This is a genomic window from Pseudomonas aylmerensis (assembly GCF_001702265.1).
GTDB lineage: Bacteria > Pseudomonadota > Gammaproteobacteria > Pseudomonadales > Pseudomonadaceae > Aquipseudomonas > Aquipseudomonas aylmerensis.
Window position 1 is genome coordinate 87,829 of sequence record NZ_MAUE01000005.1, and the last position, 26,579, is coordinate 114,407.

25 protein-coding genes are annotated in these 26,579 nt (G+C 61.3%); 15 read left to right on the forward strand and 10 right to left on the reverse strand.

Features of this window, described 5'->3' with window-relative positions:
• Nucleotide 1 precedes the first annotated feature (1 nt).
• From BBG20_RS04200 to BBG20_RS04210, 3 genes are all read right to left on the reverse strand, one after another.
• Nucleotides 2-961, reverse strand: coding sequence for a YbgA family protein (locus BBG20_RS04200; RefSeq protein ID WP_065900522.1), 960 nt, complete (start codon nucleotides 959-961; stop codon nucleotides 2-4).
• Between the two features lie 113 nt (nucleotides 962-1,074).
• Complete coding sequence (locus BBG20_RS04205; protein ID WP_065900523.1) at nucleotides 1,075-1,290, reverse strand: TIGR02450 family Trp-rich protein; 216 nt, start codon at nucleotides 1,288-1,290, stop codon at nucleotides 1,075-1,077.
• The gene (locus BBG20_RS04210; protein ID WP_065900524.1) at nucleotides 1,287-2,273 is read right to left on the reverse strand and encodes an NAD(P)/FAD-dependent oxidoreductase; all 987 of its coding nucleotides are present in this window, start codon (nucleotides 2,271-2,273) and stop codon (nucleotides 1,287-1,289) included. Before BBG20_RS04210 ends, BBG20_RS04205 begins: the two co-directional genes overlap by 4 nt.
• 211 nt (nucleotides 2,274-2,484) lie before the next feature.
• Here BBG20_RS04210 and BBG20_RS04215 point away from each other — a divergent pair, with 211 nt between their 5' ends.
• The gene (locus BBG20_RS04215) at nucleotides 2,485-3,384 is read left to right on the forward strand and encodes a TIGR01777 family oxidoreductase (protein WP_065900525.1); all 900 of its coding nucleotides are present in this window, start codon (nucleotides 2,485-2,487) and stop codon (nucleotides 3,382-3,384) included.
• A 14-nt stretch (nucleotides 3,385-3,398) separates the two neighbouring features.
• Nucleotides 3,399-4,424 carry a ferrochelatase gene (gene hemH, locus BBG20_RS04220; protein ID WP_065900526.1) on the forward strand — a complete coding sequence of 342 codons (1,026 nt, stop codon included), beginning with the start codon at nucleotides 3,399-3,401 and terminating at the stop codon, nucleotides 4,422-4,424.
• Between the two features lie 61 nt (nucleotides 4,425-4,485).
• On the opposite strand, the gene BBG20_RS04225 is transcribed toward hemH, so the two are convergent.
• Nucleotides 4,486-6,582, reverse strand: a complete 2,097-nt coding sequence (locus BBG20_RS04225) for a TonB-dependent siderophore receptor (protein WP_065900527.1) — start codon at nucleotides 6,580-6,582, stop codon at nucleotides 4,486-4,488.
• Nucleotides 6,583-6,694: 112 nt separating this feature from the next.
• Nucleotides 6,695-7,849, reverse strand: a complete 1,155-nt coding sequence (gene algW / locus BBG20_RS04230) for a Do family serine endopeptidase AlgW (RefSeq protein WP_065900528.1) — start codon at nucleotides 7,847-7,849, stop codon at nucleotides 6,695-6,697.
• Nucleotides 7,850-7,951: 102 nt separating this feature from the next.
• Between algW and BBG20_RS04235 the strand changes: the two genes are divergently transcribed.
• The 4 genes from BBG20_RS04235 (at nucleotide 7,952) to cysN (ending at nucleotide 12,281) form a co-directional block, all read left to right on the forward strand.
• Nucleotides 7,952-8,710, forward strand: coding sequence for a Nif3-like dinuclear metal center hexameric protein (locus tag BBG20_RS04235; protein ID WP_065900529.1), 759 nt, complete (start codon nucleotides 7,952-7,954; stop codon nucleotides 8,708-8,710).
• A 255-nt stretch (nucleotides 8,711-8,965) separates the two neighbouring features.
• Entirely contained in the window at nucleotides 8,966-9,883 is a 918-nt protein-coding gene (gene cysD / locus BBG20_RS04240) for a sulfate adenylyltransferase subunit CysD (protein WP_005784641.1), read from the forward strand.
• Between the two features lie 104 nt (nucleotides 9,884-9,987).
• On the forward strand, nucleotides 9,988-10,329 hold the full coding sequence (locus tag BBG20_RS04245; protein WP_065900530.1) for a four helix bundle protein: 342 nt from the start codon (nucleotides 9,988-9,990) through the stop codon (nucleotides 10,327-10,329).
• 53 nt (nucleotides 10,330-10,382) lie between these two features.
• A complete protein-coding gene (gene cysN, locus BBG20_RS04250) occupies nucleotides 10,383-12,281 on the forward strand; it encodes a sulfate adenylyltransferase subunit CysN (protein WP_065900532.1) in 1,899 nt (632 codons plus the stop codon).
• A 175-nt stretch (nucleotides 12,282-12,456) separates the two neighbouring features.
• Here cysN and BBG20_RS04255 read toward each other — a convergent pair whose 3' ends face one another.
• The 3 genes from BBG20_RS04255 to BBG20_RS04265 all read right to left on the reverse strand — a co-directional run bounded on the left by BBG20_RS04255 (nucleotide 12,457) and on the right by BBG20_RS04265 (nucleotide 15,826).
• A complete protein-coding gene (locus BBG20_RS04255; RefSeq protein WP_065900534.1) occupies nucleotides 12,457-13,356 on the reverse strand; it encodes an acyltransferase in 900 nt (299 codons plus the stop codon).
• The gene (gene pta / locus BBG20_RS04260; RefSeq protein ID WP_065900536.1) at nucleotides 13,357-15,456 is read right to left on the reverse strand and encodes a phosphate acetyltransferase; all 2,100 of its coding nucleotides are present in this window, start codon (nucleotides 15,454-15,456) and stop codon (nucleotides 13,357-13,359) included.
• A 79-nt stretch (nucleotides 15,457-15,535) separates the two neighbouring features.
• Nucleotides 15,536-15,826: a DUF3565 domain-containing protein gene (locus tag BBG20_RS04265; RefSeq protein WP_065900537.1), complete on the reverse strand. Its 291-nt coding sequence runs from the start codon at nucleotides 15,824-15,826 to the stop codon at nucleotides 15,536-15,538.
• On the opposite strand from BBG20_RS04265, the gene BBG20_RS04270 reads away from it, so the two are divergent.
• Nucleotides 15,825-16,310, forward strand: a complete 486-nt coding sequence (locus BBG20_RS04270) for an FKBP-type peptidyl-prolyl cis-trans isomerase (protein ID WP_027606858.1) — start codon at nucleotides 15,825-15,827, stop codon at nucleotides 16,308-16,310. The genes BBG20_RS04265 and BBG20_RS04270 overlap by 2 nt on opposite strands.
• A 364-nt stretch (nucleotides 16,311-16,674) precedes the next feature.
• Here BBG20_RS04270 and rpsT read toward each other — a convergent pair whose 3' ends face one another.
• Nucleotides 16,675-16,953 (reverse strand): 30S ribosomal protein S20, encoded by a 279-nt coding sequence (rpsT, locus tag BBG20_RS04275; RefSeq protein WP_016976313.1) that lies wholly within the window; start codon nucleotides 16,951-16,953, stop codon nucleotides 16,675-16,677.
• Nucleotides 16,954-17,206: 253 nt separating this feature from the next.
• Between rpsT and murJ the strand changes: the two genes are divergently transcribed.
• The 6 genes from murJ (at nucleotide 17,207) to ispH (ending at nucleotide 24,665) form a co-directional block, all read left to right on the forward strand.
• Nucleotides 17,207-18,745 (forward strand): murein biosynthesis integral membrane protein MurJ, encoded by a 1,539-nt coding sequence (gene murJ, locus BBG20_RS04280; protein WP_065900539.1) that lies wholly within the window; start codon nucleotides 17,207-17,209, stop codon nucleotides 18,743-18,745.
• Between the two features lie 119 nt (nucleotides 18,746-18,864).
• Nucleotides 18,865-19,803, forward strand: coding sequence for a bifunctional riboflavin kinase/FAD synthetase (ribF, locus tag BBG20_RS04285; RefSeq protein WP_065900541.1), 939 nt, complete (start codon nucleotides 18,865-18,867; stop codon nucleotides 19,801-19,803).
• A gap of 14 nt (nucleotides 19,804-19,817) precedes the next feature.
• Entirely contained in the window at nucleotides 19,818-22,649 is a 2,832-nt protein-coding gene (gene ileS, locus BBG20_RS04290; RefSeq protein ID WP_065900543.1) for an isoleucine--tRNA ligase, read from the forward strand.
• Nucleotides 22,642-23,151 (forward strand): signal peptidase II, encoded by a 510-nt coding sequence (gene lspA / locus BBG20_RS04295; RefSeq protein ID WP_065900545.1) that lies wholly within the window; start codon nucleotides 22,642-22,644, stop codon nucleotides 23,149-23,151. Before ileS ends, lspA begins: the two co-directional genes overlap by 8 nt.
• A gap of 7 nt (nucleotides 23,152-23,158) precedes the next feature.
• A complete protein-coding gene (fkpB, locus tag BBG20_RS04300; RefSeq protein ID WP_177343921.1) occupies nucleotides 23,159-23,596 on the forward strand; it encodes an FKBP-type peptidyl-prolyl cis-trans isomerase in 438 nt (145 codons plus the stop codon).
• 121 nt (nucleotides 23,597-23,717) lie between these two features.
• On the forward strand, nucleotides 23,718-24,665 hold the full coding sequence (ispH, locus tag BBG20_RS04305; protein WP_065900550.1) for a 4-hydroxy-3-methylbut-2-enyl diphosphate reductase: 948 nt from the start codon (nucleotides 23,718-23,720) through the stop codon (nucleotides 24,663-24,665).
• Here the strand turns inward: ispH and BBG20_RS04310 are convergent.
• On the reverse strand, nucleotides 24,619-25,200 hold the full coding sequence (locus BBG20_RS04310; protein WP_065900552.1) for a GspH/FimT family pseudopilin: 582 nt from the start codon (nucleotides 25,198-25,200) through the stop codon (nucleotides 24,619-24,621). The two genes, ispH and BBG20_RS04310, sit on opposite strands and share 47 nt — an antisense overlap.
• Nucleotides 25,201-25,404: 204 nt before the next feature.
• On the opposite strand from BBG20_RS04310, the gene pilV reads away from it, so the two are divergent.
• Entirely contained in the window at nucleotides 25,405-25,878 is a 474-nt protein-coding gene (pilV, locus tag BBG20_RS04315; RefSeq protein ID WP_065900554.1) for a type IV pilus modification protein PilV, read from the forward strand.
• Nucleotides 25,875-26,576, forward strand: coding sequence for a PilW family protein (locus tag BBG20_RS04320; protein WP_065900556.1), 702 nt, complete (start codon nucleotides 25,875-25,877; stop codon nucleotides 26,574-26,576). Before pilV ends, BBG20_RS04320 begins: the two co-directional genes overlap by 4 nt.
• Nucleotides 26,577-26,579 lie beyond the last annotated feature (3 nt).

Sequence of the window (26,579 nt, forward strand, 5' to 3'; positions counted from 1 at the left end):
GTTAGATCGCATTACGCAGGCTGAGATTTTCCGGGTGCGGTTGCAGGTACGCCTGCTGCGCGATGTAGCGGTCCGGGTGTTGGCGAAAGTGATGCTTGAGCAAGGTCAGCGGCACCACCAGTGGCACGATCCCCTGGTGGTACTGGCCGATGACGGTCTGCATTTCCTGTTTGTCGTCGGCGCTGATGGCTTGCTTGAGGTAGCCGCTGATGTGTTGCAGCACATTGGTGTGGGTCCCCCGAGTGGCGCACTTGCGCAGGCCGCTCATCAGTTCGCTGAAGTAGCCGGTGGCCAAGGCGTCGAGGTCAGTGCTCCGGGTCATGCTGCCCAGCAGGTGGCCGAGGCTTTTGTAGTGCGCCGGGCTGTGGGCCATCAACAAGTATTTGTAGCGCGAATGGAAGGCCAGCAGGCGATGACGGCTGAGCCCTTCGGCGAGCAGTTGTTGCCAGCTGGCGTAGACAAAGACGCGGGTCATGAAGTTTTCCCGCAGCACCGGGTCGTTCAGCCGACCATCCTCTTCCACCGGCAGGTTGGGGTGGCGCGAGCAAAACGCATGGGCGTAGATGCCGCGCCCGCCGCCATCCACCGGCGTGCCGTTGTCGCGGTAGACCTTGACTCGCTCCAGGCCGCAGGACGGTGACTTCTGCATGAAGATGTAACCGCACAGGTCGGTATGCGCGGCGGCCATCTGCTGGCCGTAGTCATCCAGCGGTTGGGTCACATTCAGCTCGCGGTGCACGGTGCCCACGGCTTGCGGGTGCGCCGGATCGCCCACCAGGCGAATCGGTTCGCGGGGGATGCCCAGGCCAATCGCGACTTCTGGGCACAGCGGTACGAACTCGAAATAGTCGCTGAGCGTCTGGCTGCAGAGAGGGGATTGTTTATGCCCGCCGTTGAAGCGCACGTTTTCGCCAAGCAGGCAGGCGCTGATCGCGATCTTTGGCTTACCGGAGTGGGACATGGCCAAACCTCTACAAGATTCCTGTACAAGACTAAAAACTTGTACAACTAAATCTCATCATAGGTTTGATGCTGTACAAGTCAAATATTTTGTACAAGTATTTTTCGCGGAGGTTATTTCCAGCCGATCTGCCAGTCCTCGGCGTTCTGCAGGCTTTGCCACGCCAGCCTTTCGGTGCGCCGCGTCATGACGGCTTGCAGGTCGATTTCCAACACGGTGCCTTCTTCGTCACGGATCAGCTCGGTGACCAAAAAGTGTTTTTCCTTGTTGCGGGGGTGCGCTGCTGTCCACTTCGACAGCAGCAATTTCGCGGGGTTGATGCGGTTCATTGCAGGTGCTCGATCAAGCGTCGCGCGGCTTCCTGGCCACTGAGCCAGGCACCCTCGACGCGGCCCGACAGGCACCAGTCGCCACACACGTACAGGCCCAGGTCGGCGTCGGCCAGCACGCCGAACTCATGGGCGCTGGACGGTCGCGCGTACAGCCAGCGATGCGCGAGGCTGAACGACGGGGCGGGCATGGCGCTGTGCAGCAATTCAGCGAAGGCGCCATGCAGGTGTTCGATCACGGCTTCCTTGGGCAGGTCCAGGTGGTCCCTGCTCCAGGCGCTGGTGGCGTGCAGCACCCAGGTGTCGAGGGTGGTGTCGCGTCCGGGTTTGCTGCGGTTGCGCGCCAGCCAGTCGAGGGGACTGTCTTGCACGAAGCAGCCTTGCATGGGCGTATCCAGGGGCTTGTCGAACGCCAGGGCGATGGCCCAGGTCGGGTCCATCTTCACGCCGGCGGCGGCACTTGCCAGTTTGGGCGCGGCGGCCAATAGCGCGGTGGCTTGCGGGGCGGGTGTGGCGATGATCACGTGGCTGAACGGGCCGTGGTTTTCGCCGTCGGCGTCCAGCAGGTTCCAGTGCTGTTTGCCCTGGAACACTTCGGTGATGCGGCAACCGAACTCCACCGGCAGGTCATCGAGCAGGGCGCGGGTGATCGCGCTCATGCGCGGTGTGCCGACCCAGCGGATTTGTTCATCGGGAGACGGGGTGAGTTGGCCGGACTTGAAGTTGTACAGCTGGGGCTTCCATTGCTCGACCCAGCCGTTGCTTTGCCAGCGCTGCACTTCGTTAACGAAGCGGCGGTCGCGGGCGGTGAAGTACTGCGCACCCATGTCCAGCGCGCCGGCGTCGCTGCGCTTGCTGGACATGCGGCCACCACTGCCGCGGCTTTTATCGAAGAGTTGTACAACGTGCCCAGCGTCTCTTAACGCTCGGGCGGCGGAGAGACCGGCGATGCCGGTGCCAATGATCGCGATGGGAACAGTCATGGGAGGCCTCGTTTTACCGTTGGGTACAGACTACGCCGACACCAATAGCTGTACAATATTGTTTTTTGGTATAAGTTTTGGCTTACCTGTTCTTACGGCGTGACCTATGGTTAAAGCTGAGGCTTGAACCTGCGTTACGCCCGATTACAAATGGTCCCTGCTTATAAAATAGACTAGCGATGGGCGGCAAACGTTACATGAGGAAGATCCCATGCACATTTTGCTGACCGGCGGTACTGGTTTGATTGGCCGCCAACTTTGCCGACACTGGCTTGCCCAGGGTCACCGCTTGACCGTGTGGAGTCGTGATCCGGAACAGGTGGCCCGTTTGTGTGGCGACCAGGTCCTGGGTGTGGGGCGCCTGCAAGAGGTGATCGGCCCGGTGGATGCGGTGGTCAACCTGGCGGGCGCGGCTATTGCAGACCGTCCCTGGACCTATAAGCGCAAGGCGCTGTTGTGGAGCAGCCGTATCGGCCTTACCGAAACCCTGCTGGCCTGGCTGGAAGGCCTGGCACAGAAACCCTCGGTGTTGATCTCCGGTTCGGCGGTGGGCTGGTATGGCGACGGCGGCGAGCGTGAACTCACCGAAGCCAGCGGCCCGGTGCAGGACGATTTCCCCAGCCAGTTGTGTATTGCCTGGGAGGAAACCGCCCTGCGCGCCGAAGCGCTGGGCATGCGTGTGGTGCTGGTGCGTACCGGCCTGGTGCTGGCCGCAGAGGGCGGCTTTTTGTCGCGGCTGTTGCTGCCGTTCAAACTCGCGCTGGGCGGGCCGATCGGCACCGGTCGGCAGTGGATGCCATGGGTCCATATCAAGGATCAAATCGCCCTGATTGATTTTCTTCTGCACAAGCCTGACGCCAGCGGTCCGTATAATGCCTGCGCGCCACACCCGGTACGCAACCGTGAGTTCGCCAAGACGTTGGGCCAGGTGTTGCACCGCCCGGCGTTCATGCCGATGCCGGCCTTTGCGTTGAAGGTGGGGCTGGGCGAGTTGTCCGGCCTGTTGCTGGGCGGGCAAAAGGCCTTGCCTGAGCGGTTGCTGGCGGCCGGTTTCACTTTCCAGTTCACTGAGTTGCGCGCGGCTTTGGATGACGTGTCCAGCCGCCTCTAGAGATAGGATGTTGCATGACGGATCACGCGTTGTTACTGGTCAACCTGGGCTCACCGGCGTCCACTTCGGTGGCCGATGTGCGCAGCTACCTCAATCAGTTCCTGATGGACCCTTACGTGATCGACCTGCCGTGGCCGGTGCGGCGTCTGCTGGTGTCGCTGATCCTGATCAAGCGGCCCGAGCAATCGGCTCACGCCTATGCCTCCATCTGGTGGGACGAGGGCTCGCCGCTGGTGGTGCTCAGCCGCCGCCTGCAACAGCAGATGACTGCGCAATGGACCCAGGGCCCGGTTGAGTTGGCGATGCGCTACGGCGAACCGTCGATTGAAAGCGTGTTGACCCGCCTCGCCGCACAGGGCATTCAGAAAGTCACCCTCGCGCCGTTGTACCCGCAGTTCGCCGACAGCACCGTAACCACAGTCATCGAGGAAGCCAGGCGCGTAGTGCGCGATAAAAAACTCGATGTGCAGTTCTCGATCCTGCAACCGTTCTACGACCAGCCCGAATATCTCGACGCCCTGGTAGCAAGCGCGCGGCCTTATGTGGAACAGGATTACGACCACCTGCTGCTGAGTTTCCACGGCTTGCCTGAGCGCCACCTGACCAAACTCGACCCCACCGGCCAGCATTGCTTCAAGGATGCCGACTGCTGCAAGAACGCCTCCGCCGAGGTGCTCAAGACCTGCTATCGCGCGCAGTGCTTCAGCGTCGCCCGTGACTTTGCCGCGCGCCTGGGCTTGCCGGAAGATAAATGGTCGGTGGCGTTCCAATCGCGCCTGGGCCGCGCCAAATGGATCGAACCCTACACCGAAGCGCGCCTGGAGGCGTTGGCACAGCAAGGTGTGAAAAAGCTGCTGGTGATGTGCCCGGCGTTTGTCGCCGACTGCATCGAGACCCTGGAAGAAATCGGCGATCGCGGCCTGGAGCAGTTCCGCGAGGCCGGGGGCGAGGAGCTGGTGCTGGTGCCGTGCCTGAATGATGATCCACAGTGGGCAAAGGCGCTCAACACCTTGTGTGAGAGAGCCCCAACAGCGCTGTAACCAGGCCTTACACCCATCTACCTCTCGGCGCTGGCTTGCCGGCGCCTGCAGTTAGAGGGTGTTACAGGTTGAGGGTCAGGCTGACCGTGAAATTGCGCGGCTCGCCGGGGCTGATCCAGTAGCTGCTGTAGGACCGCTCGTAGTAATTCTCATCAAACAGGTTGTTGAGGTTCAGCCCCACGGTGAGGTTGTCCGTGGCCTTGTAATGGGCCAACAGGTCAACAGTGTGATAAGCCGGCAGTTCGAAACGCGTCCCTGCCTCACCCGAGCGGTCACCTACATAAGTGAACGCCGCCCCCAGGTCTGAGCCGCGCAACGCGCCGTCCTGGAACTCATACACGCCCAACAGACTGCCGCTGCGCTTGGCCACGCCGAGGATCCGGCTGCCGGCGGGAAGGGTTTTATCGCCTTTGGTCACCTCGGCGTCGATGTAGGCAAACGCGCCGATCACTCGCACGGCATCGCTCACTTGCCCGCTCAGTTGCAGGTCAAGGCCTTGGCTGCGCGCCTTGCCCACGGCGCGGTTGAGGTTGGTGGCGGGGTCCAGGGTGAGTACATTTTCCTTCTCGATATGGAACGCGGCCAGGGTGGCGCTGAGACGGTCGTCGAACAGCTCGCTCTTGACCCCCACTTCATAGCCCACGCCTTCTTCCGGCTTGAAGGATTTCCCGTCGGCGCCCAGCCCGCTGTTGGGCTTGAACGACGTGGAGGCATTGGCGAACACCCCGACTTGCGGCGTGAGCTGATAGAGCAGGCCGGCACGCTGGGTCAAGGCATCGTGGGTTTGGTGGCTCCTGGCGTGGTTGCGGGTGAAGTCGTCGATGCTCTGCTCGAAATGCTCGAAGCGCGCACCGACCATGCCGCGCAGGCGGTCGGTGAAGATGACCTGGTCTTGCAGGTTTAGCGCGTGGCTTTGGGTCTGTTCGAAGAAGTCAGTGCCGGAGCGCGCGCCGTTGGGTTTGGGCTGGCCGTAGACCGGGTTGTAGATATCGAGGGTGTAGCGGCTTCCGCCAATCGCGGTGACGCGTTCTTTCTTGCGATAGTCCTCGTATTCGGTGCCAACCAGCAACTCGTGCTGCCAGCTGCCGATATCGAACAGGCCGCGCAGCTCCACCTGGGTAATGCTGTCGTGCCAGCCCGTGGAGCGTTCACGGTAGCGGCGGTCGATGGTGTGGCCGTCGGCATTCAGTGCGCGGTTTTCCGAGGCGTCGCCCCACAGGCTGCCCTGTTTGTAGTGGCTGGCCAGGCGCAGTTTCCAGGCGTCGTTGAGGTGATGCTCAAGGCTGGCCTGGAGACGGTTGTTATGGTTGTCGATATCGCCGTCGTTGGGTTCACCCAGGAAGGTTGTGCGGGACACGCCGCTGGCGTCGACGATGCCGCGGTCGAAGGTGGAGCTGTGGCGCACCAATTCGCTTTCCACCAGCAGATGTGTGTCCGGGTCCAGCTGCCAACTGAATGAGGGGGCAACAAAGACCCGCTTGCTCTGCACATGGTCGCGAAAGCTGTGGTTGTCTTCCACGGCCAGGTTGACTCGCGAGAGCAGGTTGCCCTCGCTGTCCAGCGGGGTGTTGAGGTCGACGGCGGTGCGATAGCGATCCCAACTGCCGGCGCTGGTTTGCACGGTGGTGAAGGCATCGGGCTGGGGCTTCTTGGTGACGATGTTCACGGTGCCGCCGGGATCGCCACGACCGTAGAGGCTCGCGGCGGGGCCCTTGAGCACTTCGATGCGTTCGATATTGGCGGTGTCCGGCGTGCTCGGGTAGCCACGGTTGGCGCTGAAACCGTCCTGGTAAAACTCCGACGTGGTGAAGCCGCGCACGCTGTATTCGTAGAGGGTGAGGCCGCCGAAGTTGTTTTGCTTGGACACGCCACCGGCAAACTCAAGGGCGCGTTCTACCTGGGTGCTGCCCAGATCCTTGAGCACCGTTGCGGGAATCACGCTGATCGATTGTGGGATGTCGCGCAGGGCCGTGTCGGTTTTTGTCGCACTGGCCGAACGCGTTGCACGGTAGCCCTTGACCGGGCCGGTGGCGGACTCATAGGCGTCGGTGGTGACGCTGATGGTGTCGAGTTCCAGGGTGTTGTCTTCGGCGTAGGCAGGGTCAAATAACAGGCCCAGGGCCAGGCCAGCCATGGGGGCAATTCTTCGAGACGGCATGATAGAGCGTTCCAATAGCGATATTGAAACAATATAACATGTCTAATGAGAATGCCTTCGCTTTGAAATATGAGCTTACAGGTACCCGCGAACGGGTACCTGGCGAGGCGTCTTATTCCTCTTCTTTGACCGGTGCAGGCGGTGGGCGCAAGCCGATTTCTGCCAGCAGCTTGATCTCTTTACCGTTGCGCATCACCTGGATTGCCACCTTGTCGGTCGGCTTGATCCGCGCCACCTGGTTCATCGATTTGCGCCCATCACCGGCCGGTTCGCCGTTGATGCTGAGGATCACATCGCCCAGTTGCAGGCCGGCTTTCTGCGCCGGGCCGTCGCGGAAAATCCCGGCGACCACGATGCCCGGGCGTCCGGTCAAGCCAAAGGACTCGGCCAGCTCCTTGGTCAACGGTTGTACTTCGATCCCTAGCCAGCCGCGAATCACCTGGCCGTGCTCGATGATCGACTTCATCACTTCCATCGCCAGTTTCACCGGGATCGCAAAACCGATGCCCTGGGAGCCGCCGGACTTGGAGAAAATCGCCGTGTTGATACCGGTCAGGTTGCCATTGGCATCCACCAGTGCGCCGCCCGAGTTGCCCGGGTTGATCGCCGCGTCGGTCTGGATGAAGTCTTCGTAGCTGTTGAGGCCCAACTGGTTACGCCCGGTGGCGCTGATGATGCCCATGGTCACCGTCTGGCCCACCCCGAACGGGTTGCCGATGGCCAGTGCGACGTCACCGACGCGCAGGCCGTCGGAGCGACCGAGGGTGATTGAAGGCAGGCTCTTGAGGTCGATCTTCAGCACCGCAAGGTCGGTTTCGGGGTCGCTGCCGACCACGCGGGCCAGGGTCTCGCGGCCATCGCGCAGGGCGACCACGATCTGGTCGGCGCCGGTGGTCACGTGGTTGTTGGTGAGGATGTAGCCCTCGGGGCTCATGATCACTCCGGAGCCGAGGCTGGATTCCATGCGCCGCTGCTTGGGGCCGTTATCGCCGAAATAGCGGCGAAATTGCGGGTCTTCGAATAATGGATGAGCGGGTTTGTTGATGACTTTCGTGGTGTACAGGTTGACCACCGCTGGCGCCGCGATAACGACAGCGTCCGCATAGGTCACCGGGCCTTGCACCACCGCGCTGGTTTGCGGCGCCTGCTGCAGGTTCACATCAAGGCTGGGTAAGCCCACCAACTGGGGGAAACGCTGAATAATCAGCATCGCGATCAGCACGCCAGCCAGCAATGGCCATCCAAAAAAACGCAGTGCCTTGAGCATCAAGTAAGTCCTGACAGGTTGCAGGGGGCGGGAGAGCGCCCATAATGTCGCGCATTATACGAGGCTGCGAGCGCCTCGGAACGGGATATTTAGGAGTCTTTTATGGCCGTCCCCCTTACCACCCTCGTCGAGGAAGCGGACCGCTACCTCGGCAGTGCAAAAATTGCCGATTATTGCCCCAATGGCCTGCAGGTCGAGGGGCGCCCGCAGGTGATGCGCATCGTCAGCGGCGTGACCGCCAGCCAGGCGCTGCTGGATGCAGCCGTCGAAGCGCAGGCCGACCTGGTCCTGGTGCACCACGGTTATTTCTGGAAGGGCGAAAACCCCTGCATCACCGGCATGAAGCAACGCCGCCTGAAAACGCTGCTCAAGCACGACATCAGTCTGCTGGCCTACCACCTGCCGCTGGACCTGCACCCTGATGTCGGCAACAACGTGCAGCTCGCCCGCCAGCTGGACATCACGGTCGAAGGCCCGCTGGACCCGAGCAACCCGAAGATCGTCGGCCTGGTCGGTTCGCTCTCCGAGCCGCTGTCACCGCGCGACTTCGCACGCCGGGTGCAGGACGTCATGGGCCGCGAGCCCTTGCTGATCGAAGGCAGCGAGATGATCCGCCGCGTCGGCTGGTGCACCGGCGGGGGCCAGGGCTATATCGACGACGCGATTGCCGCCGGCGTCGACCTGTTCCTGAGTGGCGAGGCGTCGGAGCAGACCTTCCACAGCGCTCGCGAAAACGACATCAGCTTTATCGCCGCCGGCCATCACGCCACCGAACGCTACGGCGTGCAGGCACTGGGCGATTACCTGGCGCGGCGTTTTGCCCTGGAGCATTTGTTCATCGACTGCCCCAACCCGATCTAAGCCATGCAACTGAACCCCTGTGGGGGCTGGCTTGCCTGCGACGCAGGCAACTCGGTACATCCGGCACACCGAGTTGAAGCCATCGCCGGCAAGCCAGCTCCCACACCTGAACGCGTTGCACCCCAAACCACGAGGCATATTCATATACCGTTTCGATCTAGCTGGCTCCCTGAATAGAAGAAGGTGCTGTGCTAGCATGCCCCGCTCGAACACGGCCCGCTGGCCGTCCATAAGATCGTTTTTCCGTGAGTAACCATGGTCGACAAACTGACGCATCTGAAACAGCTGGAGGCGGAAAGCATCCACATCATCCGCGAGGTCGCCGCCGAGTTCGACAACCCGGTGATGCTCTACTCGATCGGTAAAGACTCCGCCGTGATGCTGCACCTGGCACGCAAGGCCTTCTTCCCGGGCAAGCTGCCGTTCCCGGTGATGCACGTCGACACCCGCTGGAAATTCCAGGAGATGTACAAGTTCCGCGACAAAATGGTCGAGGAGCTGGGCCTGGACCTGATCACCCACGTCAATCCGGATGGTGTGGCGCAGGGCATCAACCCGTTCACCCACGGCAGCGCCAAGCACACCGATATCATGAAGACCGAAGGCCTCAAGCAGGCCCTGGACAAACATGGTTTCGACGCCGCCTTCGGCGGTGCCCGTCGCGATGAAGAGAAATCCCGCGCCAAAGAGCGCGTGTACTCATTCCGCGACAGCAAGCACCGCTGGGACCCGAAGAACCAGCGCCCGGAGCTGTGGAACGTCTACAACGGCAACGTCAACAAGGGCGAGTCGATCCGTGTGTTCCCGCTGTCCAACTGGACCGAGCTGGATATCTGGCAGTACATCTACCTGGAAGGCATCCCGATCGTGCCGCTGTACTTCGCCGCCGAACGCGAAGTGATCGAGAAGAACGGCACGTTGATCATGATCGACGACGACCGCATCCTCGAGCACTTGTCCGACGAAGACAAAGCCCGAATCGTCAAAAAGAAAGTACGTTTCCGTACCCTTGGCTGCTACCCGTTGACGGGCGCGGTGGAGTCCGAAGCCGAGACGCTGACCGACATCATTCAGGAAATGCTCCTGACGCGAACTTCCGAGCGCCAGGGCCGTGTCATCGACCACGATGGCGCAGGCTCGATGGAAGATAAAAAACGTCAAGGGTACTTTTAAGCTTCGAGTTACAAGCGGCAAGCTGCAAGTTAAAGGCGGTATGCGTAATTTTGCAGCTTGGTGCTTGCAGCCGGTTGTTGCGAGCCGCTACTGAGTGACTCGTGATGGACTTCGAGAAACTGGTTGTCTGGCAAAGAAGCAAGTGTCTGGCGGTGCAGATCTATAGCGAGTTTGCGGAGTGCGGGGATTTTGGCTTCAAAGATCAAATCACCCGGTCTGCACTTTCGGTGCCTTCCAATATTGCTGAAGGCATGGAACGTCGTAGCGCCAAAGAGAAAGCTTACTTTCTTTGGATTGCAAAGGCTTCTTGTGGGGAGCTACGAACTCAGATCTTCATCGGTTGTGACATTGCCTACATCGCCCGCCCGCTGGCTGAAAACTGGATTACAGAAACTCGCGAGCTTTCAAAAATGCTCTGCGGCCTGATCAACAAAATTTCTGACTAGCTGTACGCCGACAAGCTTGCCGCTTGAAGCTTACAGCTTGGAGCTTGAATGCAATGAGCCATCAATCTGATTTGATCAGCGAGGACATCCTCGCCTACCTGGGCCAGCACGAGCGCAAGGAAATGTTGCGCTTCCTGACCTGTGGCAACGTCGACGACGGCAAGAGCACCCTGATCGGGCGCCTGCTGCACGACTCCAAGATGATCTACGAAGATCACCTGGAAGCCATCACCCGCGATTCGAAGAAGTCCGGCACCACGGGCGATGACATCGACCTGGCGTTGCTGGTCGACGGCCTGCAGGCCGAGCGTGAGCAGGGCATCACCATCGATGTTGCCTACCGCTATTTCTCCACCGCCAAGCGCAAATTCATCATCGCCGACACCCCCGGCCATGAGCAGTACACCCGCAACATGGCCACCGGCGCGTCCACCTGTGACCTGGCGATCATCCTGATCGACGCCCGCTACGGCGTACAGACCCAGACCCGTCGCCACAGCTTCATCGCCTCGTTGCTGGGGATCAAACACATCGTGGTGGCCGTCAACAAGATGGACATCAATGGCTTCGACCAAAGCGTATTCGAGCAGATCAAGGCCGATTACCTGAAGTTCGCCGACGGTATCGCCTTCAAGCCGAGCACCCTGGCCTTCGTGCCGATGTCGGCGCTCAAGGGCGACAACGTGGTGAACAAGAGCGAGCGTTCGCCGTGGTACACCGGCCAATCGCTGATGGAGATTCTCGAAACCGTCGAGATCGCCAACGACCGCAACTACACCGACCTGCGGTTCCCGGTGCAGTACGTCAACCGTCCGAACCTGAACTTCCGTGGTTTCGCCGGCACCCTGGCCAGCGGCGTCGTGCACAAGGGCGACGAAGTCGTGGTGCTGCCGTCGGGCAAGAGCAGTCGGGTCAAATCCATCGTGACCTTCGAAGGTGAGCTGGAGCATGCGGGGCCTGGCCAGGCCGTGACCCTGACCATGGAAGACGAGATCGACATCTCCCGTGGCGACTTGCTGGTGCATGCCGACAACGTGCCGCAAGTGACTGACGCCTTCGACGCCATGCTGGTGTGGATGGCCGAAGAGCCGATGCTGCCGGGCAAGAAATACGACATCAAGCGCGCCACCAGCTACGTGCCGGGTTCCATCACCAGCATCGTGCACCGCGTGGACGTGAACACCCTGGCCGAAGGCCCGGCAAGTTCGCTGCAGTTGAACGAGATCGGCCGGGTCAAGGTCAGCCTCGACGCCGCCATTGCGTTGGACGGCTATGACAGCAATCGCACCACCGGTGCGTTTATCGTCATCGACCGATTGACCAACGGCACTGTGGCCGCGGGCATGATCATCGCACCGCCGGTCAACCATGGCGGCGCTGCGCAGCACGGCAGTCTCGCGCATGTGGCCACCGAGGAGCGCGCGCTGCGTTTCGGCCAGCAACCGGCCACCGTATTGTTCAGCGGCCTGTCGGGCGCCGGCAAAAGCACCCTGGCCTATGCGGTTGAGCGCAAGCTCTTCGACATGGGGCGTGCGGTGTTCGTACTCGATGGCCAGAACCTGCGTCACGACCTGAACAAAGGTCTGCCGCAGGACCGTGCCGGGCGTACCGAAAACTGGCGGCGTGCCGCGCATGTGGCGCGTCAGTTCAACGAGGCTGGCCTGCTGACCCTGGCCGCCTTCGTTGCACCGGATGCCGAGGGTCGCGAACAGGCCAAGGCGCTGATTGGCGCCGACCGCCTGCTCACGGTCTATGTGCAAGCCTCGCCGCTGGTGTGCGCCGAGCGTGATCCGCAAGGCCTGTACGCCGCGGGTGGGGATAACATCCCTGGCGAGTCTTTCCCGTACGACGTGCCGTTGAATGCCGACCTGGTGATCGACACCCAGGCCCTGTCGCTGGAAGACAGCGTCAAGCAAGTGCTGGAGCTGTTGCGTCAGCGCGGCGCGATCTAAACCTCGCCGCCACAAGAAAAGCCCGCCACCGATGACTCGGTGACGGGCTTTTTTACATCCTCAAGATCAGGCTCAATCAATGTGGGAGCTGGCTTGCCTGCGATTGCTGACTGTCAGTTGATATATCAGTAACTGACCCACCGCTATCGCAGGCAAGCCAGCTCCCACAGGTTGATCATCTTTTGCCTGGGAATTCTGTGTGCAGTTTCTCCAACAACTGGTCCTTTTCTTCCCACAACCGGTTGATCCAGCCCTGAAACGCCAACCGATACTCGCCATCCTGCTCATAATTCTTGCCAATGAACTCGGCCGGAATCTGCACTTCCTCAAATTGAACGACCACCTCTTTCACGTTCCCGCAGAGCAAATCCCAATACCCAGGGCGCCCGGCAGGGTAGTGAATGGTCACGTTGACCAGTGATTTCAGCTGCTCACCCATGGCATCCAGTACAAACGCGATACCACCAGCCTTGGGCTTGAGCAGGTAACGGAACGGCGATTTCTGCTGCGCATGCTTGCCGGGGGTAAAGCGCGTGCCTTCAGCGAAGTTGAAAATGCCCACCGGGTTGTCGCGAAATTTCGCACAGGTCTTGCGGGTGGTTTCCAGGTCCTTGCCTTTCTTCTCCGGGTGTTTTTCCAGGTACGCCTTGGTGTAGCGCTTCATGAACGGGAAGCCCAGCGCCCACCAGGCGAGGCCGATCACCGGCACCCAGATCAGCTCCTGCTTGAGGAAGAACTTCAGCGGGCGAATCCGTCGATTGAGCACGTATTGCAGCACCATGATGTCGACCCAGCTCTGGTGGTTGCTCGTCACCAGGTACGAGTGCTGATAGTCCAGGCCCTCAAGGCCTTTGATGTGCCAGCGAGTGCGTCGCACCAGGGTCATCCAGGCGTTGTTGTTGCTGATCCAGGCCTCGTGGGTCTGGTTCATCAGCCATTCGCTGAAGCGCTTGGCAAATGGCAGCGCCTTGAACAGCGCCACGATAAACAGGAACGAACACAGCAGGATCGTGTTCAGCGCCAACAGCAGGGACGCGATCACCCCGCGTACGGCGGCAGGTAGAAAATCCAGCATTTAGATATCCATAGGTCGGTTGGCGGCTTGGATCGCAGTCAGCGCGATGGTGTACACGATGTCGTCGACCTGGGCGCCGCGAGGCAGGTCGTTGACCGGTTTGCGCAGGCCCTGGAGCATCGGCCCCAGGCTCACGCAATCGGCGCTGCGTTGCACGGCCTTGTGGGTGGTGTTGCCGGTGTTGAGGTCCGGGAACACGAACACGGTGGCCTTGCCGGCGACCAGGCTGTCGGGCGCCAGTTGGCGGGCGACGTTTTCGTTGGCGGCGGCGTCGTACTGCAACGGACCGTCGATCAGCAGTGAGCTTTGCTGTTCATGGGCGAGAAGGGTGGCTTCGCGGACCTTCTCCACTTCCTCACCGCTCGCCGAGTCGCCGCTGGAGTAGCTGATCATCGCCACGCGCGGAGTAATGCCAAAGGCGGCGGCCGAATCGGCGCTTTGCAGGGCGATTTCCGCCAGCTCGGCGGCGCTGGGGTGCGGGTTCATCACGCAGTCGCCGTACACCAGCACCTGCTCGGGGAACAGCATGAAGAATACCGACGACACCAGCGTGCAACCCGGTGCGGTCTTGATCAACTGCAGGGCGGGGCGGATGGTGTTGGCCGTGGAGTGGATAACCCCGGAAACCAGGCCGTCGACCTCATCCAATGCAAGCATCATGGTGGCGATCACCACGGTATCTTCCAGCTGCTGCTCGGCCATCGGCGCGTTGAGGCTCTTGCTCTTGCGCAGGGCAACCATCGGCTCGACGTAGCGTTGACGAATCAGGTCCGGGTCGAGAATCTCCAGGCCTTCGGGCAATTCGATGCCCTGGGCGCGGGCGACAGCTTCCACATCCGCCGGCTTGGCCAGCAGCACGCAGCGTGCGATGCCACGCGCCTGGCAGATGGCCGCAGCCTGCACGGTCAGTGGTTCGCTGCCTTCGGGCAAGACGATGCGCTTGTTCGCGGCCTGGGCACGCTGGATCAACTGGTAGCGGAACACCGCCGGCGACAGGCGCATTTCCCGTGGCGTGCCGCAGCGCTGGTGCAGCCAGCGCGCATCGAGGTGGCTGGCGACGAAATCGGTGATGATCTCCGCGCGCTCGCGGTCATCGATGGGGATTTCCTTGTTCAGGCTGTTGAGCTGGTTGGCCGTGTCGTAGGAACCGGTGCTCACCGACAGCACCGGCAATCCGGCCTGGAACGCGCCGCGGCACAGCTCCATGATGCGCGGGTCGGGCAGGGTGTCGCTGGTCAGCAGCAGGCCGGCCAGCGGCACGCCGTTGATCGCGGCCAGGCTCACGGCGAGGATGATGTCGTCGCGGTCGCCCGGCGTTACCACCAGCACGCCCGGCTTGAGCAGCTCCACGGTGTTGCGCATGGTGCGCGCGCAGATGATGATCTTGGTCATGCGCCGGGTTTCGTAATCACCGGCATTGAGGATCTGCGCGCCCATCAGGTCGGCGACGTCGCGGGTACGCGGCGCGTTGAGTTCGGGTTGGTAGGGGATGCAGCCGAGCAGACGGAAATCGCCGCTGCGCAACAACGGCGAATGCTCTTTCAGGCGTGCTGAAAAGGCTTCCATGCTTTCGTCGGTGCGCACTTTGTTGAGGATCACACCCAGCACTTTCGGGTCTTTCGGGCCGCCGAACAGCTGGGCCTGCAGTTCCACGCGGCCGGAGAGTTCGGTGAGCACTTCGTTTTCCGGGGCCGAGACCAGGATCACTTCCGCGTCCAGGCTCTTTGCCAGGTGCAGGTTGACCCGCGCGGCATAGCTGGCGCTGCGGGTCGGCACCATGCCTTCGACGATCAGCACGTCCTTACCGACGGCGGCCTGTTGATACAGGGTGATGATCTCTTCGAGCAGTTCGTCGAGTTGGCCGTCGCCGAGCATGCGCTCGACGTGGGCCAGGCCCAGCGGTTGCGGCGGCTTCAAGCCGTGGGTGCGGGCGATCAGTTCGGTGGAGCGTTCGGGCCCGGTGTCGCCGGGGTGCGGCTGGGCAATCGGCTTGAAGAAACCGACTTTCAGCCCGGCCCGCTCAAGGGTACGCACCAGCCCAAGGCTGATGGAGGTCAGACCCACACCAAAATCGGTGGGCGCGATAAAAAAAGTCTGCATGCGAATTCTCTGGAGGTGCATGGCTTCGGTGGCGCTCTATGCGTGAGTGCCTACCGGGAATCAGGCGCCAAGGTTATCGTTATTCGCGCTCTTGCGCACACCAGCCGCAGGCAAAGGGCTGGCCTATTTTTTCCAGGCGTTGCGCGGGGTCCAGCACCCAGGCGCGGGACTGCCAGGGCGGCTGGTGGCGCAGGTGCTGGGTATGGCCACAAGACAGCTCGGCAACCCAGTGCTGGTCATCATCCTGGTGGAATCCGGTGATCGTCGCGACCGTTGATCGGTCCCGTCCGTCCGGGTTCTGTTCGCTTTCGGGCAAATCCTTGTTTAGACTTGTCCGTTCTTCATTCTTATGCAAAAGGTCTCGCCCCATGACGATCGCCGCTAACAAGGCTGTCTCCATCGACTATACCCTGACCAACGACGCTGGTGAGGTCATCGACAGCTCCGCCGGCGGCGCGCCGCTGGTCTACCTGCAAGGCGCAGGTAACATCATCCCGGGCCTGGAAAAGGCGCTGGAAGGCAAGAGCGTCGGTGATGAACTGACCGTTGCCGTAGAACCTGAAGATGCCTACGGCGAATACTCCGCCGAACTGGTCAGCACCCTGAGCCGCAGCATGTTCGAAGGTGTGGATGAGTTGGAAGTGGGCATGCAGTTCCACGCTTCCGCGCCGGACGGCCAAATGCAGATCGTCACCATCCGTGACCTGGACGGCGACGACGTAACCGTCGACGGCAACCACCCTCTGGCTGGCCAGCGCCTGAACTTCCAAGTGAAGATCGTTGCCATCCGCGACGCTTCCCAAGAAGAAGTGGCTCACGGCCACGTCCACGGTGAAGGCGGTCACCACCATTGATTGATGTTTGATCAATAGGTAGCAAAACGCCCCGACTGGTTCGGGGCGTTTTTTTTTGTGCCTGAAAATCCAGCCGAGCACAGTTTTTTGCTCCAGCGGGCTCTTTATGCACCGGGCTTTTGTGGTGAGCGGGCTTGCCCCGCGTTGGGCCGCACAGCGGCCCCATCAAGATCACCGCATTCCTCCAGTGGGACCGCGTCCTCTGGTTTTGGGGCCGCTACGCAGCCCAACGCGGGGCAAGCCCGCTCACCACAAAAAACCCGCACAAACAAAAAACCCGCACAAACAAAAATGCCCCGGACCTTTCGGTTCGGGGCATTTCTTAACTGTTTCGCAACCGGGGTTACGTTGCAGTTGTTACCACTTAGGCTGCAGCAGCGACGCTCAGAGCCTTGATGTGGCCATTCAGGCGGCTCTTATGGCGAGCGGCCTTGTTCTTGTGGATGATGCCTTTATCGGCCATACGGTCGATAACTGGCACGGCCAGAACGTAAGCAGCTTGGGCTTTTTCAGCGTCTTTGGTGTCGATGGCCTTAACTACATTCTTGATGTAGGTACGAACCATGGAACGCAGGCTGGCGTTGTGGCTGCGACGCTTCTCAGCCTGTTTTGCACGTTTTTTGGCGGAAGGTGTGTTGGCCACCGTCGAGCTCCTCGAAAGACTTTTTAGGAAATAGCAAACAAAATAGGCCGCGAATCATGCCGATGACTTGATGGGTTGTCAAGGGCGGCTGATGCGAACTGCTGAGTGGTCGATCTGAAGAGGCGGGTGATTTATTTCCGGCGCTTGACCTGTAAACTCGCGAGCTTTGGCTCTGTGCTGTTGCAGGCGCGCAGTATCGCATAAGTAGGCGCACAGTTCGCCTGCTCTTTATCTATAGGCGCAAACTCTTTCAATGAATCTGCTCAAATCGTTGGCTGCCGTCAGCTCTATCACGATGATCTCCCGGGTATTGGGGTTTGTGCGTGACACCCTGCTGGCGCGCATTTTTGGCGCCAGCATGGCCACGGATGCCTTCTTTATTGCCTTCAAGTTGCCGAACCTGCTGCGGCGTATCTTCGCCGAAGGAGCGTTTTCCCAGGCGTTCGTGCCGATCCTGGCCGAATACAAGACCCAGCAGGGCGAGGAGGCGACCCGCACCTTTATTGCCTACGTCTCGGGCCTGCTGACCCTGGTGCTGATGCTGGTGACGATCGCCGGCATGCTCGCCGCGCCCTGGGTGATCTGGGCTACCGCGCCGGGCTTCGCCAACACCCCGGAAAAATTCGCGCTGACCACTGATCTGCTGCGCGTGACCTTTCCTTATATATTGCTGATCTCGTTGTCGTCCCTGGCCGGGGCGATCCTCAATACCTGGAACCGCTTCTCGGTGCCGGCCTTTGTACCGACGTTGCTCAACGTCAGCATGATCATCTTCGCGCTGTTCCTCACGCCGTACTTCGATCCACCGGTGATGGCCCTCGGGTGGGCCGTACTGGCGGGTGGCCTGGCGCAGTTGCTCTACCAGCTGCCACACCTGAAAAAAATCGGCATGCTCGTCTTGCCGCGCCTGAACCTCAAGGACACCGGCGTATGGCGGGTGATGCGCAACATGCTGCCGGCGATCCTCGGCGTGTCGGTCAGCCAGATCTCCTTGATCATCAACACCGCATTCGCCTCGCTGCTGGTCTCGGGCTCGGTATCCTGGATGTACTACGCCGACCGCCTGATGGAGCTGCCGTCCGGCGTACTTGGCGTGGCCCTTGGCACGATCCTGTTGCCCACGCTGGCGCGCACCTACGCGAGCAAGGACCGCCAGGAATACTCGCGGATCCTCGATTGGGGCCTGCGCCTGTGTTTTGTGCTGGTGCTGCCGTGCTCCCTGGCGCTGGGGATCCTGGCCGAGCCGCTCACCGTGTCGTTGTTCCAGTACGGTCAGTTCGATGCCCATGACGCCTTGATGACCCAGCGCGCGCTGATTGCCTACTCCGTCGGGCTGCTCGGGATCATTGTGATCAAGGTGCTGGCGCCGGGCTTCTATGCCCAGCAGAACATCCGCACGCCGGTGAAGATCGCGATTTTCACGCTGGTCGTCACGCAACTGCTCAACCTGGTGTTTATCGGCCCGCTGGCCCACGCCGGCCTTGCCCTGGCGATCAGCGCCGGCGCCTGCATCAATGCGGGCCTGCTGTTTTACCAGCTGCGCAAACAGCAGATGTTCCAACCACAGCCAGGTTGGGGCATGTTTGCACTCAAGTTGCTGGTGGCAGTGGCGGCGATGTCGGCGGTGTTGCTCGGGCTGATGCACTTTATGCCGGCCTGGGACGAAGGCCATATGCTGGAGCGCTTCATGCGCCTGGGCGTTCTGGTGGTGGCGGGCGTGGTGGTGTACTTCGGGATGTTGCTGCTGCAGGGCTTCCGCCTGCGGGATTTCAATCGCAAGTCCCTCGGATAGAGCGTTTGCCGCGATAAAACGGTTGTTTTATCGATTCGATCCATTTGGCCTGCGCTGTTGCCTGTCGTCCGGGGCCGGGTGTGGTTATAATCGACCACTTTATGAGCAAGAAGCGCGTTATGCAGCTGGTTCGAGGTCTCCACAACCTGCGCCCCCAGCATCGGGGCTGCGTCGCCACTATTGGCAACTTTGACGGTGTTCACCGTGGCCACCAGGCTATCCTGGCCAGGCTGCGCGAGCGTGCGGTCGAGTTGGGCGTGCCCAGCTGCGTGGTGATTTTTGAGCCACAGCCGCGGGAATATTTTACCCCCGAAACGGCGCCGGCCCGTCTGGCCCGCCTGCGGGACAAACTGCAATTGCTGGCCGAAGAAGGCGTGGACCGCGTCCTGTGCCTGGCCTTCAACCAGCGTTTGCAGAGCCTCAGCGCTGCCGAGTTCGTCGACCGGATCCTTGTCGATGGCCTGGGCGTGCAGCACCTGGAGGTCGGTGACGACTTCCGTTTCGGCTGCGACCGCGTCGGCGATTTCGATTTCCTGCAACACGCCGGTATCACCCAGGGTTTCACCGTCGAAGCCGCGCAAACCGTCGAGTTGGACGGCCTGCGCGTGAGCAGCACCCAGGTGCGTAATGCCCTGGCCGCTGCCGACTTCGCCCTGGCCGAGCGTTTGCTCGGTCGCCCGTTCCGCATTGCCGGACGGGTACTGCACGGCCAGAAGCTGGCGCGCCAATTGGGCACGCCAACCGCCAACGTGCAACTCAAGCGCCGTCGTGTGCCGCTGACCGGGGTTTACCTGGTGAGCGTCGACATCGATGGCCAATCGTGGCCAGGAGTCGCCAACATAGGCGTCAGGCCCACGGTTGCAGGTGATGGCAAGGCCCACCTGGAAGTTCACCTTTTGGATTTTGCCGGTGATTTGTATGACCGGCGTTTGACGGTGGTTTTCCACCAGAAGCTGCGTGAAGAGCAGCGTTTCGCCTCGCTTGAGGCGTTGAAAACGGCGATCAATGCGGATGTCGCCGCCGCCCGTGCACTAGCCGCACCTAGCGCCCATCGCTAACCGAAGAGCCTTAAATGACCGACTATAAAGCCACGCTAAACCTTCCGGACACCGCCTTCCCAATGAAGGCCGGCCTGCCACAGCGCGAACCGCAGATCCTGCAGCGCTGGGACAGTATTGGCCTGTACGGAAAGTTGCGCGAAATTGGCAAGGATCGTCCGAAGTTCGTCCTGCACGACGGCCCTCCTTATGCCAACGGCACGATTCACATCGGTCATGCGCTGAACAAGATTCTCAAGGACATGATCCTGCGCTCGAAAACCCTTTCCGGTTTCGACGCGCCGTATGTCCCTGGCTGGGACTGCCACGGGCTGCCGATCGAACACAAAGTCGAAGTGACCTACGGCAAGAACCTGGGCGCGGATAAAACCCGCGAACTGTGCCGTGCCTACGCCACCGAGCAGATCGAAGGGCAGAAGTCCGAATTCATCCGCCTGGGCGTGCTCGGCGAGTGGGACAACCCGTACAAGACCATGAACTTCAAGAACGAGGCCGGTGAAATCCGTGCCTTGGCCGAAATCGTCAAGGGCGGTTTCGTGTTCAAGGGCCTCAAGCCGGTGAACTGGTGTTTCGACTGCGGCTCGGCCCTGGCTGAAGCGGAAGTCGAGTACGAAGACAAGAAGTCCTCGACCATCGACGTGGCCTTCCCGATTGCCGACGACGCCAAGCTGGCCGAGGCCTTTGGCCTGGCAAGCCTGAGCAAGCCCGCAGCCATCGTGATCTGGACCACTACGCCGTGGACCATCCCGGCCAACCAGGCGCTGAACGTGCACCCGGAATTCACCTACGCCCTGGTGGACGTCGGTGATCGCCTGCTGGTGCTGGCCGAGGAAATGGTCGAGGCCTGCCTGGCGCGTTATGAGCTGCAAGGTGCGGTGATCGCCACCACCACAGGCTCCGCGCTGGAGCTGATCAATTTCCGTCACCCGTTCTATGACCGCCTGTCGCCGGTGTACCTGGCTGACTACGTCGAACTGGGTTCGGGTACTGGCATTGTTCACTGCTCGCCAGCGTATGGCGTGGACGACTTTGTCATCTGCAAGAAATACGGCCTGGTCAACGACGACATCATCAACCCGGTGCAAAGCAACGGCGTCTACGTGCCTTCGCTCGAATTCTTCGGCGGCCAGTTCATCTTCAAGGCCGACCAGCCGATCATCGACAAGCTGCGCGAAGTCGGTGCGCTGATGCAGACCGACACCATCAAGCACAGCTACATGCACTGCTGGCGCCACAAGACCCCGCTGATCTACCGCGCCACCGCGCAGTGGTTTATCGGCATGGACAAAGAGCCGACCAGCGGTGACACCCTGCGTGTCCGTTCGCTCAAAGCCATCGAAGACACCAAGTTCGTCCCGGCCTGGGGCCAGGCGCGCCTGCACTCGATGATCGCCAACCGCCCGGACTGGTGCATCTCCCGCCAGCGTAACTGGGGCGTGCCAATCCCGTTTTTCCTCAACAAGGAAAGCGGCGAGCTGCATCCGCGCACCGTCGAACTGATGGAAGAAGTGGCCCAGCGCGTTGAACAGGAAGGCATCGAAGCCTGGTTCAAGCTGGACGCTGCCGAACTGCTGGGCGACGAAGCGCCGCTGTACGACAAGATCAGCGACACCCTTGACGTCTGGTTCGATTCGGGTACCACCCACTGGCACGTGCTGCGCGGCTCGCACCCGATGGGCCACGCGAGCGGTCCGCGCGCCGACCTGTACCTGGAAGGCTCGGACCAACACCGTGGCTGGTTCCACTCCTCGTTGCTGACGGGTTGCGCTATCGACAACCACGCACCGTATCGCGAATTGCTGACCCACGGCTTCACCGTCGACGAGACGGGTCGCAAGATGTCCAAGTCGCTGAAGAACGTGATCGAGCCGAAAAAGATCAATGACACCCTGGGCGCCGACATCATGCGCCTGTGGGTCGCGTCGACCGACTACTCGGGCGAAATCGCCGTGTCGGACCAGATCCTGCAGCGTAGCGCCGATGCCTACCGCCGGATCCGTAATACCGCACGCTTCCTGCTGTCGAACCTGACCGGTTTCAACCCGGCCACCGACATTCTGCCGGCCGAGGACATGCTCGCCCTGGACCGTTGGGCCGTGGACCGTACCCTATTGCTGCAACGCGAGTTGCAGGAACACTACGGCGAATACCGCTTCTGGAACGTCTACTCGAAGATCCACAACTTCTGCGTGCAGGAGCTGGGTGGTTTCTACCTCGACATCATCAAGGACCGCCAGTACACCACCGGCGCTAACAGCAAGGCACGCCGTTCGGCGCAGACCGCGCTGTATCACATCTCCGAAGCGCTGGTGCGCTGGATCGCACCGATCCTGGCCTTCACCGCCGACGAACTGTGGGAATACCTGCCGGGCGAGCGTAACGAATCGGTGATGCTCAACACCTGGTACGAAGGCCTGACCGAACTGCCGGCCGACTTCGAACTGGGCCGTGAGTACTGGGAAGGCGTGATGGCCGTGAAGGTTGCGGTGAACAAGGAGCTGGAAGTGCAGCGTGCGGCCAAGGCCGTCGGTGGCAACCTGCAAGCCGAAGTCACCCTGTTTGCCGAGGAAGGCCTGACCGCTGACCTGGCCAAGCTGAGCAACGAGCTGCGCTTCGTGCTGATCACCTCGACCGCGAGCCTGGCACCTTTTGCCCAGGCGCCGGCCGATGCCGTGGCCACTGAAGTGCCGGGCCTCAAGCTCAAAGTCGTCAAGTCGGCCTTCCCCAAGTGCGCCCGTTGCTGGCACTGCCGTGAAGATGTCGGCGTGAACCCTGAGCATCCGGAAATCTGCGGCCGTTGCGTGGATAACATCAGCGGTACTGGCGAGGTTCGCCACTATGCCTAACGCCAGTCGTTTCGGACGCCTGGGCTGGCTCGTACTGAGCGTGCTGGTCCTGGTCATCGACCAGGTCAGCAAGGCTCATTTCGAAGGCTCGCTGGAGATGTTCCAGCAGATCGTGGTGATCCCGGATTACTTCAGCTGGACCTTGGCCTACAACACCGGCGCCGCTTTCAGCTTCCTGGCTGACAGTGGCGGTTGGCAGCGCTGGCTGTTCGCCCTGATCGCCGTGGTGGTCAGTGCGGTGCTGGTGGTCTGGCTCAAACGCCTGGGCCGCGATGACACCTGGCTCGCCATCGCCCTGGCGCTGGTGCTGGGTGGCGCGCTCGGCAACCTGTACGACCGCATTGCCCTGGGCCATGTGATCGACTTCATTTTGGTGCATTGGCAGAACCGCTGGTATTTCCCGGCATTCAACTTCGCCGACAGCGCCATCACCGTCGGTGCAATCATGCTGGCGTTGGATATGTTCAAGAGCAAGAAAACCGGAGAGACCGTCAATGACTGATCAGGTATTGGCTGAGCAACGCATCGGCCAGAACACGGAAGTCACTTTGCATTTCGCACTGCGCCTGGAGAATGGCGACACGGTCGACAGTACGTTCGACAAAGCCCCGGCGACCTTCAAGGTCGGCGACGGCAACCTGCTGCCGGGTTTTGAAGCAGCCCTGTTTGGTTTCAAGTCCGGCGACAAGCGCACCCTGCAAATCCTGCCGGAAAACGCTTTTGGCCAGCCCAACCCGCAAAACGTGCAGATCATCCCGCGTTCGCAGTTCCAGGACATGGACCTGTCGGAAGGCCTGCTGGTGATCTTCAACGACGCGGCGAATACCGAGCTGCCAGGTGTGGTCAAAACCTTCGATGACGCGCAAGTGACCATCGACTTCAACCACCCGTTGGCCGGTAAAACCTTGACGTTCGACGTTGAAATCATCGACGTTAAAGCAATCTGACCGACAAAACCGGTTCCTGTAGGAGCTGGTTTGCCTGCGATTGCATCCACTCGGTTTACCTTCTACACCGAGTCGACTGCATCGCAGGCAAGCCAGCTCCTACAAAGACACGAGGCACAGCATGCAAATCAAACTCGCCAACCCGCGTGGCTTCTGCGCCGGCGTGGACCGGGCGATCGAAATCGTCAATCGCGCCCTGGAAGTCTTCGGGCCGCCGATTTACGTGCGTCATGAAGTCGTCCACAACAAATTCGTGGTCGAAGACCTGCGCGCGCGCGGTGCCATCTTCGTCGAAGAGCTGGACCAGGTGCCGGACGACGTTATCGTCATCTTCAGCGCCCACGGTGTTTCCCAGGCGGTGCGTACCGAAGCGGCAGGCCGTGGCCTGAAAGTATTCGATGCCACCTGCCCACTGGTCACCAAGGTGCATATCGAGGTCGCGCGCTACAGCCGTGACGGCCGTGAATGCATCCTCATCGGCCACGCCGGGCACCCTGAAGTCGAAGGCACAATGGGGCAGTACGACGCCAGCAACGGCGGCGCCATCTACCTGGTGGAAGACGAGAAAGACGTCGCCAACCTGCAGGTGCGCAACCCCGAGCGTTTGGCCTTCGTGACCCAGACAACCTTGTCCATGGACGATACCAGTCGCGTGATCGACGCGCTGCGCAGCCGCTTCCCGGCCATTGGCGGGCCACGCAAGGACGACATCTGCTACGCCACCCAGAACCGCCAGGACGCGGTCAAGCAACTGGCCAATGAGTGCGACGTCGTGCTGGTGGTCGGCAGCCCTAACAGCTCCAACTCCAACCGCCTGCGCGAGTTGGCTGAGCGCATGGCGACACCGGCGTACCTGATCGACGGTGCGGAGGACATGCAGCGCAGCTGGTTCGATGGCGTCGAGCGAATTGGTATTACTGCGGGCGCTTCGGCCCCGGAAGTGCTGGTGCGCGGTGTTATCCAGCAGCTGCACGCCTGGGGCGCTACCGGCGCGGATGAATTGGCCGGTCGTGAAGAGAACATCACTTTCTCCATGCCCAAGGAGCTGCGGGTTCGCTCGCTGCTCTGACTGCCAGGGTGCCGGAGTAGCTGCGGCACAACGCCTGCTCGGCCCTGTCGCTGCGCAGGCTGATGCGCCCGCTGGGGGCCAGCACTATCTGGTGCAGGCTCTGAGCCTCGTCCGTGGCGCACACGTGCACGGTACCGGCGCGGAATCCCCCACCTGAAAATACCGGTTCACCCAACCCGCTGAAGCGAACCTGGCTCTTGACCGGCCCATTGCCCACGATCGCTACTTGCCCGCTGTCCTGGCGCTCCAGCAGCACCGGGTTGTCGTCGTCCAGATGGCCGCGTCCACTCACATCCACTATCACCCGCCAACCCTGGCTCCAGTCGTCTTCGCGTGCGTGAATCACCACCGCCTGGTTGCGTGCAATGGCTTGCGTGCGTGCAAAGCGCAGCGCGCTCGCCAGCGATTGTGCGGCACTTTGTCGTTGCTGGGACGCCAGCAGATGCTTGAAGTTGGGCACCGCCAGGTGCGCCAGGATGCTGCTCACGATCAGCCCTAGCAGCAGTTCGATCAGGGTAAAACCGTGTTGTCGCATGTGCTGTCCCTCCGTGGACCCGATTCAGTGTTGGGGTGCTGCCGTAGGTATAGCGCCACGTCGGCGGTAACGGATGATGGCCTTCATGTCCAAAGTATTTCCCTTTGTTCCCGCAGCAGCGCGGGCTGAAAACCGACGCTAGTCTTGGGCCGCACAGCAGGATTTTCCTGCTTCCCTTGGCCTTCGACACGGATGACGACGGTAATGCTTGCCTGTCCGACTACCTGCTTTTTTAATGCCGCGCCCAGGCACCAGGGCGGCACTACCTTGATCGAGGTGCTGATGGCGGTGTTGATTCTCGCCGTCGGCCTGCTGGGTGCGGCAGTGATCCAATTGAACGCGCTCAAGTACACCGACAGTTCACGGATGACCAGCCAGGCCAGTTTCATCGCCTACGACATGCTCGACCGAATTCGCGCCAATGCCGGTGCCGATTACGCTTGGCGCGCCGGGGCGAGCGTGCCGGCCAGTACCGCAAACGCCAGCGTGCGCGATCTGGATCTGCATGACTTCGAGGCGAATATTCGCGGTTTCGCCGGGGAGAGCGCGACGGGTTCGGTGGTGATCGGCGCCAATGAGGTGACTGTCAGCATCAGTTGGAACGATCAACGCGGCACGCATACCCCGGGTGCGCGCGAAACCTTCACCCTGACCAGTCGCATGGAGGCCGCACAGTGAGGAGGGACGCACGCGGTTTCAGCCTGGTGGAATTACTGTTGGCCCTGGCCGTCGGGCTGGTGCTGATCCTCGGCGTGAGCCAGGTGGCGATCAGCTCGCGAACGACCTCTGCCAGTCAGCAGGCGGCGATGTTGCTGCAGGATGATGCGCGGTTTGCCCTGGGCAAGTTGATCCAGGACATTCGCCAGGCCGGCATGTTTGGCTGCCTGGCGACAGCGTTTATCGAGAATGCCCCGCCGGCCTTTGATCGGCCTGTCGCCTGGAGTGCCGTGGGCGCCTCAAAGTCGCTGACGTTGATCACCGCTGATATCGCAGGTGGCAAGCCCGACTGGACAGTGCTGTCCGACTGCACCGGCACTGCCCATGCCTACTCCGCCAGCGCACCTGCGCCAACGCCTGGGCAAATCTCTTTTGCGCTACGCCAGCTTACCTACACCTTTGAGGCGGGGCAGTTGAAGGTCAGCACGCCTGCTGCGCCGGCCAAGGCGGTGCTGGTGGATAACGTGCAGCGTTTCGAAATCAGTTTTGGCATGGCTGACAGGTTGGACTCATTGACGGTGGCGCGCTACGACGACAGCCCGGTCGACGCTGCCTTGATACGCAGCGTGCGCATCCTGATGACGCTGCAAGACCCGACCGGCCGGGTCAAGGATCAAACCTACAGCGTCGCGGCGGCGCTGCGAAACCGTGTGGGGTAGGGC

What these genes read in the sequence shown, in the direction of transcription:
- BBG20_RS04245 (WP_065900530.1), top strand. Translation starts at nt 9,988, where the DNA reads ATGGACTTCGAGAAACTGGTTGTCTGGCAAAGAAGCAAGTGTCTGGCG.
- BBG20_RS04200 (WP_065900522.1), bottom strand. Translation starts at nt 961, where the DNA reads ATGTCCCACTCCGGTAAGCCAAAGATCGCGATCAGCGCCTGCCTGCTT.
- BBG20_RS04310 (WP_065900552.1), bottom strand. Translation starts at nt 25,200, where the DNA reads ATGCGACAACACGGTTTTACCCTGATCGAACTGCTGCTAGGGCTGATC.
- hemH (WP_065900526.1), top strand. Translation starts at nt 3,399, where the DNA reads ATGACGGATCACGCGTTGTTACTGGTCAACCTGGGCTCACCGGCGTCC.
- BBG20_RS04270 (WP_027606858.1), top strand. Translation starts at nt 15,825, where the DNA reads ATGACGATCGCCGCTAACAAGGCTGTCTCCATCGACTATACCCTGACC.
- ispH (WP_065900550.1), top strand. Translation starts at nt 23,718, where the DNA reads ATGCAAATCAAACTCGCCAACCCGCGTGGCTTCTGCGCCGGCGTGGAC.
- BBG20_RS04225 (WP_065900527.1), bottom strand. Translation starts at nt 6,582, where the DNA reads ATGCCGTCTCGAAGAATTGCCCCCATGGCTGGCCTGGCCCTGGGCCTG.
- BBG20_RS04265 (WP_065900537.1), bottom strand. Translation starts at nt 15,826, where the DNA reads ATGGGGCGAGACCTTTTGCATAAGAATGAAGAACGGACAAGTCTAAAC.
- algW (WP_065900528.1), bottom strand. Translation starts at nt 7,849, where the DNA reads ATGCTCAAGGCACTGCGTTTTTTTGGATGGCCATTGCTGGCTGGCGTG.
- pilV (WP_065900554.1), top strand. Translation starts at nt 25,405, where the DNA reads ATGCTTGCCTGTCCGACTACCTGCTTTTTTAATGCCGCGCCCAGGCAC.
- ileS (WP_065900543.1), top strand. Translation starts at nt 19,818, where the DNA reads ATGACCGACTATAAAGCCACGCTAAACCTTCCGGACACCGCCTTCCCA.
- BBG20_RS04235 (WP_065900529.1), top strand. Translation starts at nt 7,952, where the DNA reads ATGGCCGTCCCCCTTACCACCCTCGTCGAGGAAGCGGACCGCTACCTC.
- ribF (WP_065900541.1), top strand. Translation starts at nt 18,865, where the DNA reads ATGCAGCTGGTTCGAGGTCTCCACAACCTGCGCCCCCAGCATCGGGGC.
- pta (WP_065900536.1), bottom strand. Translation starts at nt 15,456, where the DNA reads ATGCAGACTTTTTTTATCGCGCCCACCGATTTTGGTGTGGGTCTGACC.
- cysN (WP_065900532.1), top strand. Translation starts at nt 10,383, where the DNA reads ATGAGCCATCAATCTGATTTGATCAGCGAGGACATCCTCGCCTACCTG.
- BBG20_RS04205 (WP_065900523.1), bottom strand. Translation starts at nt 1,290, where the DNA reads ATGAACCGCATCAACCCCGCGAAATTGCTGCTGTCGAAGTGGACAGCA.
- cysD (WP_005784641.1), top strand. Translation starts at nt 8,966, where the DNA reads ATGGTCGACAAACTGACGCATCTGAAACAGCTGGAGGCGGAAAGCATC.
- BBG20_RS04210 (WP_065900524.1), bottom strand. Translation starts at nt 2,273, where the DNA reads ATGACTGTTCCCATCGCGATCATTGGCACCGGCATCGCCGGTCTCTCC.
- BBG20_RS04255 (WP_065900534.1), bottom strand. Translation starts at nt 13,356, where the DNA reads ATGCTGGATTTTCTACCTGCCGCCGTACGCGGGGTGATCGCGTCCCTG.
- lspA (WP_065900545.1), top strand. Translation starts at nt 22,642, where the DNA reads ATGCCTAACGCCAGTCGTTTCGGACGCCTGGGCTGGCTCGTACTGAGC.
- BBG20_RS04215 (WP_065900525.1), top strand. Translation starts at nt 2,485, where the DNA reads ATGCACATTTTGCTGACCGGCGGTACTGGTTTGATTGGCCGCCAACTT.
- murJ (WP_065900539.1), top strand. Translation starts at nt 17,207, where the DNA reads ATGAATCTGCTCAAATCGTTGGCTGCCGTCAGCTCTATCACGATGATC.